Annotated in this window: 10 protein-coding genes; 2 read left to right on the forward strand and 8 right to left on the reverse strand. The window is 61.6% G+C overall.

The features are described 5' to 3' along the window. Positions 1-132: 132 nt before the first annotated feature. From AAAX32_RS04930 to AAAX32_RS04960, 7 genes are all read right to left on the reverse strand, one after another. The gene (locus AAAX32_RS04930) at positions 133-3,597 is read right to left on the reverse strand and encodes an SNF2-related protein (RefSeq protein ID WP_349100159.1); all 3,465 of its coding nucleotides are present in this window, start codon (positions 3,595-3,597) and stop codon (positions 133-135) included. A gap of 28 nt (positions 3,598-3,625) precedes the next feature. Beyond that, positions 3,626-7,429: a DNA polymerase III subunit alpha gene (dnaE, locus tag AAAX32_RS04935; RefSeq protein ID WP_117716861.1), complete on the reverse strand. Its 3,804-nt coding sequence runs from the start codon at positions 7,427-7,429 to the stop codon at positions 3,626-3,628. Positions 7,430-7,669: 240 nt separating this feature from the next. After that, positions 7,670-8,869: an MFS transporter gene (locus AAAX32_RS04940; RefSeq protein ID WP_349100160.1), complete on the reverse strand. Its 1,200-nt coding sequence runs from the start codon at positions 8,867-8,869 to the stop codon at positions 7,670-7,672. Positions 8,870-8,972: 103 nt separating this feature from the next. Beyond that, positions 8,973-9,482: a DUF3284 domain-containing protein gene (locus AAAX32_RS04945; protein WP_349100161.1), complete on the reverse strand. Its 510-nt coding sequence runs from the start codon at positions 9,480-9,482 to the stop codon at positions 8,973-8,975. A 135-nt stretch (positions 9,483-9,617) separates the two neighbouring features. Further along, positions 9,618-13,241, reverse strand: coding sequence for a UvrD-helicase domain-containing protein (locus AAAX32_RS04950; RefSeq protein WP_349100162.1), 3,624 nt, complete (start codon positions 13,239-13,241; stop codon positions 9,618-9,620). 3 nt (positions 13,242-13,244) lie between these two features. Then, positions 13,245-16,394 carry a PD-(D/E)XK nuclease family protein gene (locus tag AAAX32_RS04955; protein WP_349100163.1) on the reverse strand — a complete coding sequence of 1,050 codons (3,150 nt, stop codon included), beginning with the start codon at positions 16,392-16,394 and terminating at the stop codon, positions 13,245-13,247. A 219-nt stretch (positions 16,395-16,613) separates the two neighbouring features. Further along, positions 16,614-16,913, reverse strand: a complete 300-nt coding sequence (locus AAAX32_RS04960) for a YerC/YecD family TrpR-related protein (protein ID WP_022094855.1) — start codon at positions 16,911-16,913, stop codon at positions 16,614-16,616. Between the two features lie 324 nt (positions 16,914-17,237). Between AAAX32_RS04960 and AAAX32_RS04965 the strand changes: the two genes are divergently transcribed. Next, complete coding sequence (locus AAAX32_RS04965; protein ID WP_349100164.1) at positions 17,238-17,603, forward strand: phage holin family protein; 366 nt, start codon at positions 17,238-17,240, stop codon at positions 17,601-17,603. A gap of 137 nt (positions 17,604-17,740) precedes the next feature. Here AAAX32_RS04965 and AAAX32_RS04970 read toward each other — a convergent pair whose 3' ends face one another. Continuing rightward, positions 17,741-18,169: an Rrf2 family transcriptional regulator gene (locus AAAX32_RS04970; RefSeq protein WP_117583966.1), complete on the reverse strand. Its 429-nt coding sequence runs from the start codon at positions 18,167-18,169 to the stop codon at positions 17,741-17,743. 253 nt (positions 18,170-18,422) lie between these two features. Between AAAX32_RS04970 and cysK the strand changes: the two genes are divergently transcribed. Further along, positions 18,423-19,361 (forward strand): cysteine synthase A, encoded by a 939-nt coding sequence (cysK, locus tag AAAX32_RS04975; RefSeq protein WP_349100165.1) that lies wholly within the window; start codon positions 18,423-18,425, stop codon positions 19,359-19,361. Positions 19,362-19,389: the final 28 nt, after the last annotated feature.

Consider the following 19,389-nt stretch of genomic DNA (forward strand, 5'->3'; position numbering starts at 1 on the left):
TGTGCCAATGTTCTTAATGGTTCTTATGCCCAAAGGCAGACAAACCATCCACGGCATTGCAAATGAACACATAACGGGCGGGGACGATGGGGCAGCGTGTGCCATCCGCCCTGGCGGCCCCACCCGAGCGGGTTAGCGCCCGTCGCCGCCCAGCAGTGCCAGAACATCTTCGCGGGTAAACAGCGCCGACGAGATGCCGTCGCCGCCGAGCACGCTGTTGACCAGGTCGCGTTTGGACTCCTGCATCTGCATGATGCGTTCCTCGATCGTGTCCTTGGCGATGAGCTTGTACACGGTCACGGTATGTTGCTGGCCAATACGATGCGCGCGGTCGGTCGCTTGGTCCTGCGCCGCCACGTTCCACCACGGGTCGTAGTGGATGACCACGTCGGCCGCCGTCAGGTTGAGGCCCACGCCGCCCGCCTTGAGCGAAATCAAAAAGACCGGAACCTCGCCCGCTTGGAACTGCGCGACCATCTTGGCGCGGCTCTCCTTAGACGAAGCGCCCGTGAGCTTAAGGAAGGCGATGTCCTCCCTGGCCAAGCGCTTACCGATGATATCGAGCATACCCGTGAACTGGCTGAACAACAGGATGCGATGCCCGCCGTCGAGTGCGCCGTGCACGAGCTCCATACACGTATCGAGCTTGGCGCTCCCCGCCTTGTAATCCTCGTAGTGTAGACGCGGGTCGCAGCAGATCTGGCGCAGCTTGGTGAGCTCGGCGAGCACCTTGAGTTTGTCCTTCTTAAACTCCCCAGCCTCGCGGTGCTGCACCTGCTGGGCGATGCGGTCCTGGTTGGCCAGGTAGAGCTTGCGCTGCTCGCCGGTAAGCTGCGCCATGACGGTGTCTTCGATCTTCTCGGGCAGGTCGGCCACCACGTCTTCCTTAACACGGCGCAGCACAAACGGCGACACGAGCGCCTGCAGGCGAGCGGCGCTATCGCCCTCGGCATGCTCGACGGGGCTCTCAAAGCGCTTGGCAAACGACTCGCGCGTCCCCAAAAGGCCCGGCATCAAAAAGTCGAAGATGCTCCAGAGCTCGGACAGGCGGTTTTCGATGGGCGTGCCCGTCAGGGCAAAGCGCACGCCGGCAGGCAGGCGCTTGGCGGCGCGCGCCACCTGCGTGAGCGGATTTTTAATGTACTGTGCCTCATCGAGCACCACGCGGGCAAAATCCTGCTCGACGTACTCGTCGATATCGCGCCGCATAAGGTCATACGACGTCACGACCACGCTATGCTCGGCCACGCCGGCGATCTGCACGCGGCGTTGAGCCTTGGCGCCCACAATGGCGCACACATCGAGCGACGAGGCAAAGCGCTCCAGCTCGGCAGTCCAGTTGTACACGAGTGAGGCCGGGCATACCACGAGCGTGGGCTTGGTGTCCCCCGCCTCCACGCGCGCCAGAATATGCGCAATCATCTGGAGCGTTTTGCCCAGGCCCATGTCGTCGGCCAAGATGCCGCCAAGGCCCAGGTGTTCGAGCGAGCCGAGCCACTGGTATCCGTCGACCTGGTAGCCGCGCATCGTTGCCTTGAGCGATGCCGGCACCGTAAAGTCCATCTTGCCGAGCGTGTCCAGGCGCTCGACGGTACGGCGGAACGCAGCGTCGCGATCGGCCTCGAGCGCCGGCGTGCGTGCGAGCATGCTGTCGACGAACAAGGTGCTCGACGCGGGAAGCGACACGCCGTCGAGCAGGTCGACGGCATCGACACCCAGGTCCTCGGCAAGGCCAAACGCGGCGCGCGCCCCCTCGTCCAGGCGAATGATGTCGCCGGACGTAAGGCGCGCAAACGTTTGATGGCGCTTGTACGAATCGAGATAGACGGCAAGGTCCGCGGCCGAAAGCCCGCTCGCGCCCAGCTCGACATCGAGCAGATTGCTCTTAACGGTCGCACGAACCGAGAGCTTGGGCGCGGGGCGGACCGAGATCTGGCGCAGACGGTCGCTGAGCATGACCTCACCCAGTTCGGACAGGGCGGACAGGCCCTCGGTCAGCAGGCAGAACAAGCGGGCGTCATCGCGCTCCTCAAACGCCAGACCGCCCTCGTAGAAATCGAAGTACAGGGCCGCCGTATCCATAACGCGAAACTCCGCCACCTCGTCGCGGGGCGGCACACCGGGGCGCTGCTCTTCGAAGGGGCTGCCCGGAGCGCCCAGGCTAAAGAGATCCGCCGACCAATCGCCGTAGGTAACCGTAATTTTGCAGGTCACGAGCCCATCGTCGACACCGATCGCCATAGCAAAGCTCGGCTCGGGTGCCACGGTATCGAGCGCGGCGGGCGCGGTGAGGTCGGTGTAGTCGCGCAAAATGGGCAGCGCCATACGGCAGAACTCACCCACCTGCTCGGCGGCAATATGGGCGGGCGTGCGGCACGGCAGCAAGCGCGACAAAAAAGGTGCGGCATGCTGAGCAAATGCAGCGTCGGTACGGCGCGCGCGGCGCGTGTCAACCAAGTAGGCAGCATCGCCCGACGCAAAGCAGTACATATCGGCGGGCAGGCGCAGGTCATAGCTACCACCAGCCGCCGGCGCGATTTTGGCGGCAAGCAGCGGTGGGCGCTTAGCGGATGCCTCGTCCTCCCCTTGCGGAGACAGCTCAACCGCCACGTCGTAGGTGCGATGCGTCGTCATCCCCCGCGACCAGGCGGGCTCAAAGGAGATGGTCTGGCCGCGCAGCAGGTCCAGCACATATACGATGCTATGCTCGGACAGAGGCAACTGACGCTCGGCAACAAAACCGCTGCGGGCAAAGTCGTACGACGCCGAACGTGAGCTTGTGATGTCATCGAGATAGGCAACTGTCGTCACAACAAGGTTGAGCAGCTTTGCCGATGTTTCGTCAAAGGCCTCAGGTGAATGGACAAACGTGAGCTTCTTGCCATAGGAGAACGTGCCGCCGCGCACGTAGGCATCGGCCATGCCGTCGATGTCCTTGACCACGTAGGAGACCGATCCACAGCGAATGCGGAACTCGAGCGCCCAGCTAAAGCGGTCAGCGAACAGCGGATTGTAGTACGGCACCAACGAGGGCTCCAATGCCGCTTTGGGGGCGTCGGGATCAACGGCACCGGCAAGCTTGCGGCGCATGCTCGCCAGCTCATCCATGCGCGCGTCCGAAAGATCGGAGAGCGCCGCCACAAGGCTCGGGCTCGTGGGGACGGGCGCCGGAAAGGGAAAGTTGGGGTTGACGGCCGGCGCTTTGGGTGCGGTGCGCGCGGGCTGTTTCGACTGCGCCGTAAACGTGCGAACCGGCGTGCGCAAACCTTCGACGGGCTCGGCGCCGCTGGCATCCAAATACGCCAGCGCCGTGGCAATAGCGTGCTTGCACATACCGGGGTAACGATAGGCGGCGGGGCAATCGCAGTCGTAGTCGATCACCTCGTGCTCGTCCATGTCGAGCGCCACGTGCGTCTTGTACAGGTCGCCACGCGAACCGCGCACCGAGCCCTCAACCGTCACGTTTTTGGAGAAGCGCGAGCCGCTGTCCTCGATCGACAGCACGGCGCCGTTGAGCATGAGCGAACGCCCCTTCATAAAGGTGCCGCTCAACGCCGCCTCTTTGCGAAGCGCCTGCACAAACGTCCCCTGCGCCATCACTTCCTCCAATCTCACCCGGGGTAGCTTAGATCACCGTCACGCGACCCTGGTTACCCACAATGGCCTTGGCCTCGGCCAGCAGCGGAATCGAACGCGCGTTGACCTTGGCAGGTACCTCGGCACGCAGCACGCGCCCGTCCACCTGCTCGATAAAGATCTCCACGCGGTCGCCGCCCGGGTTGGCGGTGAGCACCGTGGCCAGGCGCGCCATATTGCCCTGGCTAAAGCGGCTGTTGGGCACCATGACCTCAAACACCTTGGGCTTGTTGTTCTCCTCGTTGAGCTCGAGCGGCACGATCTCCTGCGCGATGATCTGGTCGCCGCGGTCCGAGCGCTCGAGTTTGCCCTTAATGCGCACAAAGGCATCGGACAGCTGCGCGCCGGTCTCGGGATCGACCTCGCCGTACAGGTACCCCTCGGCCTCTTTATAGGTCTTGGGGAACACGACGACGGTGGCCTCGCCTTCCATGTCCTCGAGCTGCACGATGCCCATGGGGTCACCGTTTTTGGTCACGCGCTTGGACACGCTCGAGACCATGCCGGCCCACCACAGCGCCTTGCCCTCGGGAATCTCCTGGTTGATGGTGCCGCCCGTAGGATTCTGAACTTCGTAGCCGGTATCGATCTGCGAGAACGAGAAGTCGCGCGCCTTGGCTAGTGCATACTCAAACGGGCGCAGCGGGTGGTCCGAGACATAGATGCCCAGAACCTCCTTCTCCTGGCTCAGCTTAAGGTGGCGGTCCCACTCCTGACCATCCGGATCGGGCACGCTCACCTCAAAGCCCGAGCCCTCAACGTCGCCAAACATGTCGAAGAACGACGTCTGACCGCTCGCGCGATCCTTCTGGCGCTTCACCGCGGCATCGATGATGTTCTCGGGGTTGTTCTTATCCACAAAGTGCATCATCTGGCGACGCGGATACCCCGTGGAGTCGAAGGCGCCTGCCTTGATGAGCGATTCGATCACGCGGCGGTTGGCCTGGCTCGAGTCCACGCGCTCGACAAAGTCGTGCAGCGTCTTAAACGGGCCGCCCGCCTCGCGCTCGGCGATAATCGCCTGCGCCACGCCGGTGCCCACGCCGCGGATGCCGGCCAGACCAAAGCGCACGCCCTCCTTGGTAGCCGTGAACTCGGTACCGGACTCGTTGACATCTGGCGACAGCACGGGGATGCCGTCGTGACGGCATGCCGAGACGTAGTGCACGATCTTGTCGGTCTTGCCCGTATAGGACGTCAGAACGGCCGCCATGTACTCGTGCGGATAGTGCGCCTTGAGCCACGCCGTCTGCATAACCAGGATGGCGTAGCCGGCGGAGTGCGACTTGTTGAAGGCGTAGGACGCAAACTCGAGAACATCGTCCCAAATCTTCTGGGCGACCTCGCGCGTATAGTTGTTCTTGATGGCGCCGTTCATCCAGTGGTCGTAGGTGGTCTCGTCGGAGCCATCCTCCCAGTGGAGCACCGTCGACGTGAGCAGCTTGATTTTCTTCTTAGCCACGGGCTTACGGATACGCGAGTCCGATTCGCCCTTGGAGAAGCCGCACATCTCGACGGAGATGAGCATAACCTGCTCCTGGTAGACCATGGTGCCGTAGGTTTCGCCCAGGATGTCGTCCAGGCGGTCGTCGTAGGAGACCGCCGGCTCCTTGCCGTTCATACGGTTGATGTAGGACGAAACCATGCCGGCGCCCAGCGGGCCCGGGCGGTACAGGGCGATCAATGCTACGACGTGCTTGTACTCGGTGGGCTTCATGTTCTTGATCGTGGCCGTCATGCCGGCGGACTCGACCTGGAAGACGCCGGCGGTGTGGCCGGAACCCATGAGCTTAAAGATCTCGGGGTCGTCAAAGGGAATCTCTTCCTCTTTGATGTCGATGCCGAAGTTCTTTTTGATGTTTGCCTTGGCCTTGGAGATAACAGTCAGCGTGCGCAGGCCCAAGAAGTCCATCTTGAGCAGGCCCATGTCGGCAACGGTATGGCCCTCGTACTGGGTAATCTCGACGCCGCCCTTGGTGTCGAGCTTGGTGGGCACGTGCTCGTTGACGGGGTCGCGGCAGATCAGAACGGCGCACGCGTGCACGCCCTCGCCACGGGTGAGGCCCTCGATTGAGAGCGCCGTGTCGATGATGCGGCGGGCGTCGTCGTCCTTTTTATATGCCTCGGCAAAATCGGGGTTAAACAGGTCCTCTTTGCCGGGTTGCTTTTCGAGCACCTGCTTGAGCTTGACCTTGGGGTCGCTCGAGACCATCTTGGACAGACGCTGGCCCATGTAGACCGGGTAGTCCAGGACGCGAGCGGCGTCGTTGATGGCCTGCTTGGCCTTAATGGTCGAGTAGGTGATGACGTGGGTGACCTTCTCGGGGCCGTAGAGCTGGCGAACGTGCTCCACGACCTCGAGGCGCCGCTCATCGTCGAAGTCCATATCGATATCGGGCATCTCGGTACGCTGCGGGGACAGGAACCTCTCGAACATCAGGCCGTTCTCGAGCGGATCGAACGCGGTGATGTTCATGGCGTAGGCGACGATAGCGCCGGCAGCCGAGCCACGGCCGGGGCCGACGCCGATGCCGTTGTCCTTGGCCCATTGCACGTACTCGGCAACAATCAAAAAGTAGGCGGCAAAGCCCTTGTCGCAGATGACTTTGTATTCGTACTCAAAGCGCTCTTTGATGTTGACGCCACCGATCTCGCGCGTGGCCCAGTCGTCACCGTAGTGCTGGCGCAGGCCCTTCTCGCACTCGCGGCGGAACTGACTCTCGTGCGTCTCGCCGGGGTCGAGCAACGGGAAGCGCGGCAGGATGATGGAGTCCCAGTCCAGCTCGACGTAGCACTTGTCGGCGATCTCGAGCGTGTTGTCGCAGGCCTCGGGGCAATACGGGAACATCGCCCGCATCTCCTCCTCGGTCTTCATGTAAAACTCCGAGCCAGTCATGCGCATGCGGTTGGGGTCGTCGACCTTGGCGTTCATGCCGATGCACATGATGACGTCCTGCACGGGAGCGTCCTCGCGGCGCAGGTAGTGGAAGTCGTTGGTGGCGATGACCTTGACGCCTACCTGCTTGGCGATGTCGATGAGCGTGCGGTCCATCTGCTCATCGGTCAGGCCGTTGTCGGTGGTGATGCCGTGTTCCTGGATCTCGATATAAAAGTCGCCAGGTTCGAAGGTATCACGGAAGGTCTCGGCCCACTTGATGGCGCCCTCCATGTCACCGCGGTCGATGTATTTGGGAATGATGCCCGCGATGCAGGCGCTGGTGCAGATCATGCCCTTGGCGTGGCGGCGCAGGTTGTCGAGCGTCACGCGGGGCTTGTAGTAAAAGCCCTGCACGGCTGCCTCGGAGACCGTCTGCATCAGGTTGACGTATCCCTCCTGGTCCTTGGCCAGAAGGATCATGTGGTAGAGCTCGGGCTTATGGTCGCGAGCAAGGGTCTCGTCCGGCGTAAAGTAGACCTCGCAGCCAAAGATGGGCTTGATGACCAGAGGCGGCTTGAGCTCGTCGATGTTGCCCTTCTCGTCCCACATGGCCATGTCCTTCACATACTGGGCATGCTCGCGCGGGTTTTCCTCGGGATCGGGCTCCACCAGCTCGTCGCGGCGATCCTTTTCCAAAAAGGCCTTGTCGTGACTCCAGGTTTTGTACTCAGGCGTGTTGTGGTTGACGGCGTCGCAGGCCAGCGCCAGGTCGGGCACGCCATACATGTAGCCGTGGTCGGTAATGGCGACGGCGGGCATGCCCAGCTCTACGGCGCGATTGACCATATCCTGGATACGGGTTGCGCCGTCGAGCATGGAGAAAACGGTGTGGTTGTGCAGATGGACGAATGCCATGTGATGAGCTCCGATGCGGGTTCGTGTTCTGACTGAACGATTTTACCGCACGGCGCGGATAGCACCCGAACCTAGCCAAACCAACACGGGTAGTCAATTTGGGACCTTCAAAAAGGGGAATGAGGGCATCCAGATATATCGAGTATTACTGGAACCCCGGCGATGCGCGGAATGATTTGTGACGAATAGTCATGTCCATCAAGAAGGCTCGACGCTTCGGATAGCTCGTCAATCGATATATCAATTCTTGGAGACCTGTATTCCAACCATTTTTAATGAAACAACGGCGGTAATTGTTATCGCGATTGCACCAATAATACCGAGCGCTATCTGAATGGGATATAACCCCAACACATGTCCAAATATGGAGAAAAACACTGCAGAAAAGAGAGCCCTTACCAGAGACGCGACGGAAAGGATCGTCGCGCGGAGATCGTCCGCTATCGCGTCTTGGATTAAGTTTTCCGAAGTGATGTACACCACTTCTGGGAGAAAACAAAGCACCATGCTAAGGCCAAACAAACACAGCGGATTTGAAGCGAACCACGGAAGAATCATGAAAAGGCCAGCCTCGATTAGCATCGAGCCGAGCATGGTATTTCTTTTCCCGAAACGCAATGAGAAGAAATCTGCTGCAATGTAGGCCGTCGCATTTACTGCATAGGATGCACCGAAAAAGATTCCTATTATGGAGACGGGAGCATCAAATGCGTCGAATACCAACTGATTCAAGTTGTAATAACTCCCATAGAATCCATCGAGCATGCTTGTGCCGATTAGAAGAAGCAATACCGCAAAAGCGGATTCTCCAACACGCCAGGTTTCGCGTCTGAACATCTTGGCCGCGTCAAACCTTCCCTTTTCAGAGCTTTCAGAACGGGTCGCTTCCGTCCTCTCAATGGGATACAGAAGGAAAAGCTGCAGGAGATAGAAAACGGAGACACATACGTAGAGGGCGCTCCAAGATACTTGGGCAATGAAAGATCCGAGCACAATCGCCATTCCCGTCGCGATTGATTGCGCGGCAAGCAGCCGAGCGTTGATGGTGAGGAAACGCTCTCCTTGACCGGCATTCCGGGCAATTTCATATAAAAGTGCTTGTTCGGATCCCGATTGAAGGGAGTAGGCGAGTGCCTCAACAAGGGAAAGCACGACAAGAAAGGGACCTGAGAGCAACAGCATGCCAGCCGTATGGAAGAAAAGCAGCAGCACGCCCACTTGAATCGAAAACTTCTTTCCAAAGAAATCGCCTATCAGCCCTGTTGGCAGCTCGAGGACGACCGTTGTAATGTTAAACAGGGCTTGATAAAGCGCGATTTCCGTGACAGACATTCCTTTCTCCGCAAGGAAAAGTAGAAACACTCCCCGATTTAAAACAAATCCCGCGAGAACGAAAAAGGCGGAATAGATGTGCAGTTGCGTAGCGGCATTCTTATTCATTTGGCACTTCCATCAACTACTTTTGTCGGGCCGCTCGCTACTGACTCGAAGCCTGAAGTGTTCACAGTTGATGTGAAGAGCGGTAAAGCTTTTGCACAGGGTATCAATGGAATACATCCGAAGCGTTTTCGGCAGTATCATCGGCGAAGGCGGGATTAGCCTTTACGCGGCGCTCACCCTCGATGTATTTGACGATTTGATCAATCGTCTGGTTGGCGTGGCTCTTGAGCTTGCGCTCATAGAAGAAGAGGCCGAGCTTGCCGCGCGTGCCAGACGTGTTGCCACCCACACCCTGAAAATCCTCGGTATAGGTGAGCTCGCAGGCACCATCGCCAGCAGGTGCAGCCTCATAGCGCATAGTATTGATGCCCGCCGCATACTGAAAACGGACCTCATAGAGACACGGGTAGTCAAAGTGCTTGATTTTAACCTTGATCGCCATGCCCTTGGCCTTGCCTTTTGCGGACTGGGCGCGCTTCTCGTACTTATAGCCGTTGAGCTTGTTGCGGCTGGGACGCTTGCCCGTGGCGTTCTCGATATCCTGTATGATGGACCCCGCCAGAGCGTCAAAAAGCTCCTCCGGCGTCACCTTAAGCGTTTTGGCGAGCTGCATGATGGCTCCTTATTCGTTTGAACCGTTCGAGCCATTGTACCGCCCCAGGCTCTCCCATGCGTTGCGGTGAAATGCGGACTGTTTGGCGGCTTTTTTGGCCAAAACAGTCCGTATTCCACCGCAAGTTATTGAGGGCTAGAGGCTGTAGGTGACCACCTGAGGCTCGCACGGGTTGGCGGGGTCGACTTGCTCCACGCGGACGAACTTGACGGTCACGGCCTCAAAGCCCGCCTTGTGCAGAACATCAGCGTAAACGCGCGCCTGCAAGGCGTGCTTCTCCTGCAGCTGTTCCGGCGTCTCGTCCGGTGTGCCGCCCGTCTTGTAGTCGATGACCAGCGCGCGTGACGAATCCGCCGGGTTCGTCGCCAAAGCATCGATGGCGCCCTCGGCATATGCACCGTAGCGAGCGATGTCCTCATCCTCGCAGCCCAGCGAAAAGAACGGCACCTCGGCGCGAACGCACGGCCAGGCAAGCAGCTCGGCACGGACCGCCGACTTGAGCCAGCGATCCAGGGCAACGTCGAAGCGTTCGCGCTGTTCCGGCGTCAGGCGCCACAGGCGAGCCAGGCCGTCGGCACGCTCGGCGGGCAGCGCATCGGCACCCATCTCGATCAGCCACTGGCAGGCGGCATGGAACGCCGAGCCCAGCGCCATGGGGTTGCCGGCGGGCTCAACGGCGGCCACGCCTGCATCCGTCATCTCGGAACCATCCGACTCCGCATCATCGCCAGCCTCGTCCATGGGCACATGCGCCTCGGCGGCTCGGTCCTCGGACTCGGCATGCAGCGCCGCGGCAATTGACGAGTAGCTGTACGAATCGCGCGCCGGATACGGGCAGGTGCCCATGCGCACGCCCACCGCCTGGGGATACACGAGCTCAAACGCATCGGGCTCGGGGTCGGCTGGACCGGGAACAGCGGCGTGGGCATCCGCACCGGCACCCTCCGGCTCCGCATCGCCGCGGACAAGCCTGCCCTCGACATCCAGCGAAGCGTTGACCTCAAACGCCTGCTCGCCAAACGTAAAGTCCGCCAGCGAGATGAGCTCGTAGTCGCCCGGCTTGGAGTTGTCGAACACCAAACGGTCGCTATCGAGCTGCGGTATGTCCAGGCTGTCGGTCGGCAGGATGCGGCGCAGCACGTCGTAGGTCAGATCCGTCTCGACATCGAAGGTCGGCGCCGTCACCTTGCCGCGGCTCACGCCGACATCCATCGCCAGAATGACCAGCTCGCGCGCTCGCGTCATGGCGACATAGAGCAAGCGAGCCCGCTCCTCGAGCGAAAGCTGCAGGTCGTCGTTGCGCAGGCGAACGAATGCCTCGGCGGGAGAACCCGTCGCGCAGACATCCTCCATGAGCTCCGGCGGCAACCATAGCGACGTGCCCTTACCCTTAAACGCATGCTCAAACTGCTTTTTGACGTCATCGCCCTTTACGAACGTGCCGTCCGCGAGTTTAACGCCGTCGAAGCGTGCCGGCAGCGCCACGACCTGCGCTCCACCCTCGACACGCCCCATCTGAGCCGCACCCGAGGACTTACGCACGCCAAAGCACTCCGCAACCGCCACGACCGGATACTCCAGGCCCTTGGAGGCATGCACCGTCATGATGCGCACCGCGCCGTCGCCCTCCTCGTTGAGGGCGCCTGGGGCCTCCTTGCCCGCCAAGAAGCGGTCGAAGGCAAGCGCAATGGAACGCGGCGAGTTACCGAACTCGGCCTCCGCCTCGGCCACGGCATCGAGCGCCTTAAGCACGTTGGCGGCAATGGCCTTGCCCTCGGGACCACGCTGTGCCAGACGCACAAACCAGCCGGAAGCGTTGACAGTATCGCGCGCGATGGCGGCGAACGAATCGCGGCCCACGCGACGAAGCGCATACCGCAGCACCTCGCGGGCGCGCGTCACGAGCGGCAAGTCTTGCAAACCCGGCACATCGGAATCGCTCATGATGCCCACGTCGATGTTGCGGCGCGAGGTCTCCCCCGTCTGGTCGTCCAGCTTGGTCGCCAGCGCCAGGAACTCCTGGGCGCCGAGCGCAAACATCGGCGAGGCGAGCAGTGGCATAAGGCCCTGCGCCGTATCGACCGGATTGGCGAGCGCGCACACCAGAGCGCGCACCGTCTGCACCTCGGCAGCCTGGGCAAAGACCGAGCCGCCTGCGATCACGCAGTCGAGCCCTTGGTCGCGGAAGGCCTGCGCATAGACATCGGCGTTGGTCATGCGGCCCAGCAGCAGGACCATGCTGCCCTGGGGCTGCCCCGCTTTGACGAGCGCTTGGAACCGCTCGGCAATCGCACGAGCTTTCGCCTGCGTTCGCTCCTGCGTGCTGCCACCGGCAACGAAGACCGCCTGGCGGCGCGAAGCCTTTGCCTTGAGCTTGTCCTCGCGTTCGTCGCTCGGTTCAAGATCCAAGAACCCCTGCATCAAACCACCGGTGTCGCCGTCAAAGACGCGCGCCACGTAGCGCAGCACCTCGTCGTGGCTGCGGAAGTTGCGGACAAGCTTGACGAGCTCGCCGGCGGGGGCATCGGACGTGGTGACCGTCTCGGACGCCGCCGTCGAACCCACCTTGCGCTCCTGGCGACGGAACACCTCGACCTCGGCACCGCGGAAGCGGTAGATCGACTGCTGCGCATCGCCCACGGTGCACAGCGCGCACTCCCCCTCGCCCGTCAGATAGCGAATCAAATCGACCTGCATCTGGTCGGTATCCTGGAACTCATCGATCATGACCATCTTAAAGCGGCCCTCGTAGGCAGCTCGAATAGACGGGTAGTCGCGCAGCGCCTCGTATGCCATGCGCAACAGATCGTTATTGTCGAGCGCGGACTGGCCGGCCTTGAGCGCACGGTACTCCGCCTCCACAGCACGGGCAAGCGCCACCAGCGCATCGAGCGCCGGACCGCCGCAGGCAAGCACGATATTGATAAACGCATCGGCCGCCTCGGCCTTGAGTAGCTCCACCTGCTCCTTAGGAAACGCCTTGCTCGCCCGAGGCATGCCGCACGACATCATGAGTCGCGCCGCATCCTCCATGGTTTTGCCGCTCGCCTCAAACGCGTCGATGGCGTCGAGTGCCGCCTGCGCTTTCTCGGTCGCAGCCTTGCTTGCACCCAACGCCGCACGATAGGCATCGGCAAGCGCCGAGGTGTCGGTTTGGCCACGCGCAACGCGCACATCGTCCATGCCGCCCGGAAGCTGGCTCGATAGCTCCAGCAGGTCGCGCACCAGGCCTTTGATGGTGGTACCGGCGCCAAACGTCCCACCCTCGCCCGCCATGGGATACCAAGCGTAGAGGGCCTTAAGCGAAGCGGCGAGCTCGGGCGCGGCATCGGGCGCCGTCGCGCGCCCCAGCACATGCTCGACAGCCTGATCCATAAGCTCATCGGTATCGGTAAGCACCGTGAATTCGGGGTCGATGCCTAACTCCAGCGCATGCGCGCGCAGGATACGCGAGCACATACCGTGGATGGTCGAAATCCAAGCGTCGTCGACCGTCAGGGCCTCCTCGTCCATCCCCTCGTCGATAAGCGCGCGGCGCACACGGTCGCGAATCTCAGCCGCGGCGTCCTTGGTAAAGGTAATGGCGAGCACCTGATCCAGATGCTCGACAAACGGACCGGATTCGGGCGAGAGCGCATAGACAATGCGGCGCGTGAGGGTAAAGGTCTTGCCCGAGCCGGCACCCGCCGAGACAAACAGCGGACGGTCGAGCGTTTTGACGACTTGCAGCTGTTGCGGCATCAAGGTCGAAAGATCCATGGTCTACACGTCCCTCCTTACAAACGTTCCTTCGTGGTTATACGAGCAGCGCGCATGCTCGGCCTGCGCCGACGTCGGGTCGACGGCGGCGACGTTGCCCGCCTCGAGTTCGCGCAAGCGCTCGGCGATGCCGGCCTCCACGCGGTCGAGCAGTGCATCGAAGTCCATGTTGCCGCCCTCGCCCGGAAAGCCCTTCTTAAGGCCCGGAATGCGACCGTCGCCGCGCTCTTCCTCGAGCAACTCGGCACTCGCCGCGCCGCGCAGCGCGGGCTTGCCGCCCTTGGTCGAAAAATAGAGCGCAGCACGGGTATCTAGGCCCAACGCCCGACGCATGGCCTGCGCGTAGATGAGTGTCTGGGTATGGGGCGGCAGCCAGCGCGGGTCGTCGATGGGGGCCTCGCCCGACTCCTCGTCGCGCACCGTGGGGTCGGCGAGCTTAAACTCCTCGACACCCGAACGATGCTTGTAGTCGATTACCACGGCGCGGTTCTCGGCGTCCACATCCACGCGGTCGATGCGTCCGCCGAGCGGCCAACCGGCATACTCGACCCTAAGCTCATTAAAGGCGAACTCAAGGTAGCGTGGCGCAAAGGGGGCAAGTGTCTCGGACTCGTAGGCGAGCACGCCTTCCAACTGCGGCAGAATCTCGGCCACCTGACGTTCCTCCACCGGGGAAAGCGGCACGAGCGGACCCTCGGTACCGCGCTTGCCGGCATGCTCGGCCAGGGTCTCGTCAAAGACCTTGCTCAGCAGCTCCTGTGCCCGAGGCAGATTCATGGGCGTCACGCGCTCCATGCCCTCTTGGGGCAGACGGGCATGCAGATGCTCCAGCACGTCGTGGACAAAGTTGCCCTTCTCCATGTTCCCAAAGCCCGCGTCGATGGACTGGGGCTTGACGCGATACGACACGAACCAGCACAGCGGGCAGGTGGAATAGGCCTCAACCTGCGAGGCGGACGTCAGGCGCGGCACGAGCGGCGCGTCCTCGCCCTCGCCATCGCGACGGCGCAGGACCAGATACGGCACGGCCTCGGCACTCAGATGCTGAGGGGCCTCACAGGCCACGCGCTCGCGCTTGAGACCTTCGCCTGCCGCGGGATCGAAGTCCCTTACGATATCGCCCTCACCCACGCACTTCGCCTTGTCGGCGCCAGCGGCTTTAGCGTCACCAGCGGTCTTAGCGTCGTCAGCGATCTTAGCGCCGTCAGCCTCGGCATGCGCCCGCAACTCGGTCCACACGGCAGCCGGATAGCACTCGCGCGCCTGGCGATCGTGGGTCACACGGGCGAGCGTAACCGGGCCGCGTGACGCCTGCATCGCGTGGCCAAAGCGCGCGCGCAGCAAGGCCGCGGGCTCAAGCGTCACGCCCTCGCGACCAAGGCTCGCCGTCAGCGTGGCCAGCGGCCCCTCCTCGTGCGAGAGCGGATAGCTGTCCAGATCGACATCGGCAAACAGCACGGCATCGTAGCTGCCGGGGCGCAGAGCTGCCGCATCGGCAAGCGAAGCAAAACGAACCTGAGCACGTGGCGCACGGTCAACCTCGTAGGTCTCGTAATCGTAGGCGGTGCTACGCTTGTCCACCTTGGTGCGAATGCCATCGAGCACGGGCACGGTCGCGGCCTGCGACACGTCGAGCACGCGGGCGCCATTCATAAGGATGTCGATGACGTGGCGCAGCAAGGCCACCTCCGCCTGGCGACGAGCCTGACCGTCAAGGCCTCCAAGGGCGCGATCGGGCAACGCCTCGGCAACGGCAAGCATGGCCTTGAGCGCCGTCACGGGCTTGTCACGCCACAGCGCCTGGAACACGTCCGAAACCACACACGGTACGTTCTTAAACCAGTTGTCGTCGCTCGCCGCCTTGCGCGCGCCCCTCACCTGGCCTTGGACACTCTGCAGCAGGCTCTTAACGCTCGCGGTAGTCTTGCTGCGCGAGAGACGCATATTCTTATCGAAGGCACGGGCATTGACGGCATCAGCGCCCGAAAGCGGACTGTAGATCCAGTCGGTAAGCTCCGGCGCGGGCCACCACTCGGTCTTTGACGCCGTGCCCTCATCGGCGGCCTTCATGCGCTCGATCAGGCCGGCAAGCGCCGCAAACTGCCTGCCCGCAATGGATTGGGAAAACGCCGTGAACTCAGTTGTCTCGGCAGCGATATGGCGAGCCGCCAGACGAGAGGCGAGCTCACCGAACAGCTGGGGTGCCCGGGCAGAAACGACGAGCACGCGCACGGGGTCGGTGGGCATTGCAGTAGCTTTATCGGCCTTGGACTCCTTGTGCGCTTTCACCAACTTATCGACGGCGTCCGCATAGACATGAGCACGGGCATGGGGCCCGGCGACCTCAATAAAGGCAGGCTGAGCGGCGGTCCCGCAAGCGGCATCAGACGCGCCGACACCCTCCCCCAGCGGCCCGACCTCAAACAGCACGCCGCGGGCATCAAATGCCGCGGCAAGCTCCTCGCGCATCGCCGCCTGCTCGCGGGCAAGCAGCACGACGACCTCTCCCCCATTGTTCGCCACGGCAGACAGCAGCTCGAGCAGGCCGTGCGTAAACGACGTGACACCGCGCACGCATACGGCGCGGGCGCACGCCGGCAGGTTATCGGCCAGGGCACCGGCTATAATGTCAGCTGCCTCGCAGGGCTCGACCATATCTCGACGGTCCAAACCGCCCGCGTAGGCACGCAAAAGCTCGAACACACGAGCCTCGGCATCGCTTTTTGGCTCAGGCTGGCAATTGTTGCCACGGCATCGCTCGGCCGTCGTCCCCGCCACACCCGGCAGCACATCGCGGGCCATGCGCGCAAGCATACGCACCGTGCCCTGGCTGCGCGAAAGCGGCTGCAGGTCGGCATCGTCGAGACGCGTGACCATGTCCGAGAACAGCATCTGGCGCTGCAGGTTGTCGACAAAACCTCGCCCGTCGCCCAAAAGCTCCCAAAGCGAGCGAAGCCACGATGTAGGCGTCTTGTAGTCGATGCCCAGCGAAACGCCGGCTTCCGCCGCATCATGACGGCACAGGTCGAGCTCGGCAAACGTAGGTGCCAGCAACACGGCACGCCCGTGGCGGGCAATAAGATCGGCAAGCAACGCCGACTCGGCATCGCTCAAATCCGTGCCGGCATTGGTGGTATAGATTCGAACAGGCATGGTCCTCCGCTCAAACTGTTCGCAATAATCAATGCATCCATCCTACCCGCCCAAGCGGACAGATTTGCCCCACGCCAACAGATTTGATCCCTTGGGGACGGAGGAAAACGGATCATGGAGAGGGTCAGTCTAACCCGGTGATCCGTTTTCCTCCGTCCCCAAGGGATCAAAAAACCGCCCCCGGAGGAGCGGTTTTGCACAATTCGTTTTTGGCGCGGCCTACTCGCCATCCTCCAGCTTAATGAGGATCTTGCGGTAGCCACCGTACTCGCCGTTGAGCGCCTTGGACACACGGCTCACCGTGGTGGACGACGCGCCGGTACGCGCCTGAACCTCGACATAGGGCTCGCCCTCGTCCAGGTAACGCGCGACCTGCAAACGCTGCGATAGATCGCAAATCTCGCGCGGCGTGCAGATATCGGTCAAAAACGCTTGGATATCTTTCTCGTCGTCCAAAAGGCTAAATGCGTGGACCAGCTGCTTGACATCAGGCTTGTCAAACATGTTCTCGATATTCATCGATCACCGCCAAACCCGCCAAAAGGCATCGAAGTTGATACTGACATCGGGCATCGTTCGCCCGTTCTATGCAATAGGGCAACGCCTGTGGCTTTTGCCCGTAGCAGTTTAGCACACCACCAAACTAAAGCGACAAGACTCTCTGCCAGCGGCGCGTTTTTCAGGACGAACGCCGTTCAGAAACCGTATGCGCACGTAAGCTCCACGAATATTTGAGACAATGGGCGCCCAAACACCGCGGCACGCCCGCGCAACCATCCAGGTCGCCGCCGCAAGCCGCTTCACGCGACGCCAGCAACCCCGGCGCAAGAAAGGATTCACGCCATGCGCTTTATGCTTAACTGGCTCTTCACCTCGATCGCCATCGCGATCGCCACGTTCCTCGTCCCCGGTATCCAACCCTTCGGCTTTGCCGAGGCTTGGGTCTGCTTTGCCTTCGTGGGACTGTTCCTCAACATCGTCGACTCGCTCGTAAAGCCGTTCCTGACGGTCATCTCGCTGCCGCTCACTATTATCACGCTTGGTATTTTTCAGCTCGTAGTCAACAGCTTTATGCTCGAGCTGGCCAGCTACCTGTCGGTCAATCTGCTGGGCGCGGGTATCTCCATTGCCAGCTTTGGATCGGCCTTTATGGGCAGCATCGTGGTATCCATTATGCGCAGCATTCTCGACAGCATCGCCAGGAACTAATGCGACCGGATACGGACCGCCACAACATGCCAAAACGAAGGCCGTCCATCGCAACGATGGGCGGCCTTGTCATTTACCAAGCCTCAGAGGGCAAGAAAATCGACCATTTCTACCCCGTCCCCAAATGGCAGGTGCGGCTAGATGACGTAGTCGTAGCCCTCGTTGGGGGCGACGAGCGTATCGAGCGTCACGCCGTCGAGGTAGTCGTTAATGAGCTTGTCCAGGTTCTTCCACACGTCGAGCGTGGGGCACTCGTCCGAACGCGAGCAGCCCTTGCAGTCGCCGTCCAGGCATGCGACCGGTGCCAGACTGCCTTCGGTCAGGCGCAAGATCTCGCCCACCGTGTACTGCTCGGGCGGGCGCGTGAGCACATAGCCGCCGCCTTTGCCGCGCATGCCCGAGAGCATATTGGCGCGGACGAGCGTGGCCAAAATGTTCTCCAGATATTTCTCCGAAATCCCCTGACGCGCGGCGATCTCTTTGAGGGGAATACGGCCCGCCGCCTGGTGCTCGGCCAGGTCGACCATAACGCGCAGGGCATATCTGCCCTTTGTGGAAACCAACATATATATAGCTGCCTTTCGGTCTTTTAATTCGTAGAAATTCTAGCCGAAAAATTGGTTTTGAAAATACCTATTCCCGTCAAGCTGGTTAATCGACTCGTAATAATCTTCTATTTCCTATTGTGTTACTAGGCTTTACTGTCTACTATGCTTGCCAACAGCAAAACGAACAACCCATAAGGTTTGTGGGTTTCGCTGCCACACACACCGTAAAACCACACGGTATCCAGGCATTTGAACACTTTGGAGGTTCACCATGAGCAATGTTTACACGTCCATCGATCAGCTTATCGGCCACACTCCGCTTCTGGAGCTCACTCACTTTGAGGCCGATGAGAACCTCAAGGCCCGCGTGCTTGTCAAACTGGAATACTTCAACCCCGCCGGCTCCGTCAAAGACCGCGTCGCCAAGAACATGATCGACGAGGCCGAGAAAGCCGGCAAGCTCGTGCGCGGCGGCGACTACACCATCATCGAGCCCACGAGCGGCAACACCGGCGTCGGCATCGCCTCGGTGGCGGCGGCTCGCGGCTACAAGGTGATCATCACCATGCCCGAGACTATGTCCGTCGAGCGCCGCAAGCTTATGCAGGCATATGGCGCACAGCTCGTACTCACCGACGGATCCAAGGGCATGAAGGGCGCCATCGCCAAGGCCGAGGAGCTGCAGAAGGAGACACCCAACAGCATCATCGCCGGCCAGTTTGTGAACCCCGCCAACCCTGCCATTCACAAGGCCACGACCGGCCCCGAGATCTGGGACGACACCGACGGCAAGGTCGACATCTTCGTCGCCGGCGTCGGCACCGGTGGTACCGTGACCGGCGTGGGCGAGTTCCTCAAGGAGCAGAACCCCGAGATTCAGGTCGTCGCCGTCGAGCCCGCCACCTCCCCGGTGCTCTCCAAGGGCCAGGCCGGCCCGCACAAGATCCAGGGTATCGGCGCCGGCTTTGTGCCCGACGTCCTCGACACCCAGGTCTACGACGAGATCATCCCCGTCGAGAACGACGACGCCTTTGCCACCGGCCGCGCCGTGGGCCACAAGGAGGGCGTGCTCGTGGGCATTTCGTCCGGCGCCGCCGTGTGGGCCGCACTGCAGCTGGCCAAGCGCCCCGAGAACGAGGGCAAGACCATCGTGGCGCTGCTCGCCGATACCGGTGAGCGCTACCTGTCCACGGCACTGTTCCAGGACTAAGGTCTGTCGCCCATAGGTTGAGCCCAGG

The sequence above is a fragment of the Collinsella sp. CLA-ER-H3 genome (genome assembly GCF_040092425.1).
In the GTDB taxonomy this organism is placed as follows: Bacteria; Actinomycetota; Coriobacteriia; order Coriobacteriales; family Coriobacteriaceae; genus Collinsella.

Coding starts and splice junctions, on each gene's coding strand:
- AAAX32_RS04930 (WP_349100159.1), bottom strand. CDS start 3,597: ATGGCGCAGGGGACGTTTGTGCAGGCGCTTCGCAAAGAGGCGGCGTTG.
- dnaE (WP_117716861.1), bottom strand. CDS start 7,429: ATGGCATTCGTCCATCTGCACAACCACACCGTTTTCTCCATGCTCGAC.
- AAAX32_RS04940 (WP_349100160.1), bottom strand. CDS start 8,869: ATGAATAAGAATGCCGCTACGCAACTGCACATCTATTCCGCCTTTTTC.
- AAAX32_RS04945 (WP_349100161.1), bottom strand. CDS start 9,482: ATGCAGCTCGCCAAAACGCTTAAGGTGACGCCGGAGGAGCTTTTTGAC.
- AAAX32_RS04950 (WP_349100162.1), bottom strand. CDS start 13,241: ATGGATCTTTCGACCTTGATGCCGCAACAGCTGCAAGTCGTCAAAACG.
- AAAX32_RS04955 (WP_349100163.1), bottom strand. CDS start 16,394: ATGCCTGTTCGAATCTATACCACCAATGCCGGCACGGATTTGAGCGAT.
- AAAX32_RS04960 (WP_022094855.1), bottom strand. CDS start 16,913: ATGAATATCGAGAACATGTTTGACAAGCCTGATGTCAAGCAGCTGGTC.
- AAAX32_RS04965 (WP_349100164.1), top strand. CDS start 17,238: ATGCGCTTTATGCTTAACTGGCTCTTCACCTCGATCGCCATCGCGATC.
- AAAX32_RS04970 (WP_117583966.1), bottom strand. CDS start 18,169: ATGTTGGTTTCCACAAAGGGCAGATATGCCCTGCGCGTTATGGTCGAC.
- cysK (WP_349100165.1), top strand. CDS start 18,423: ATGAGCAATGTTTACACGTCCATCGATCAGCTTATCGGCCACACTCCG.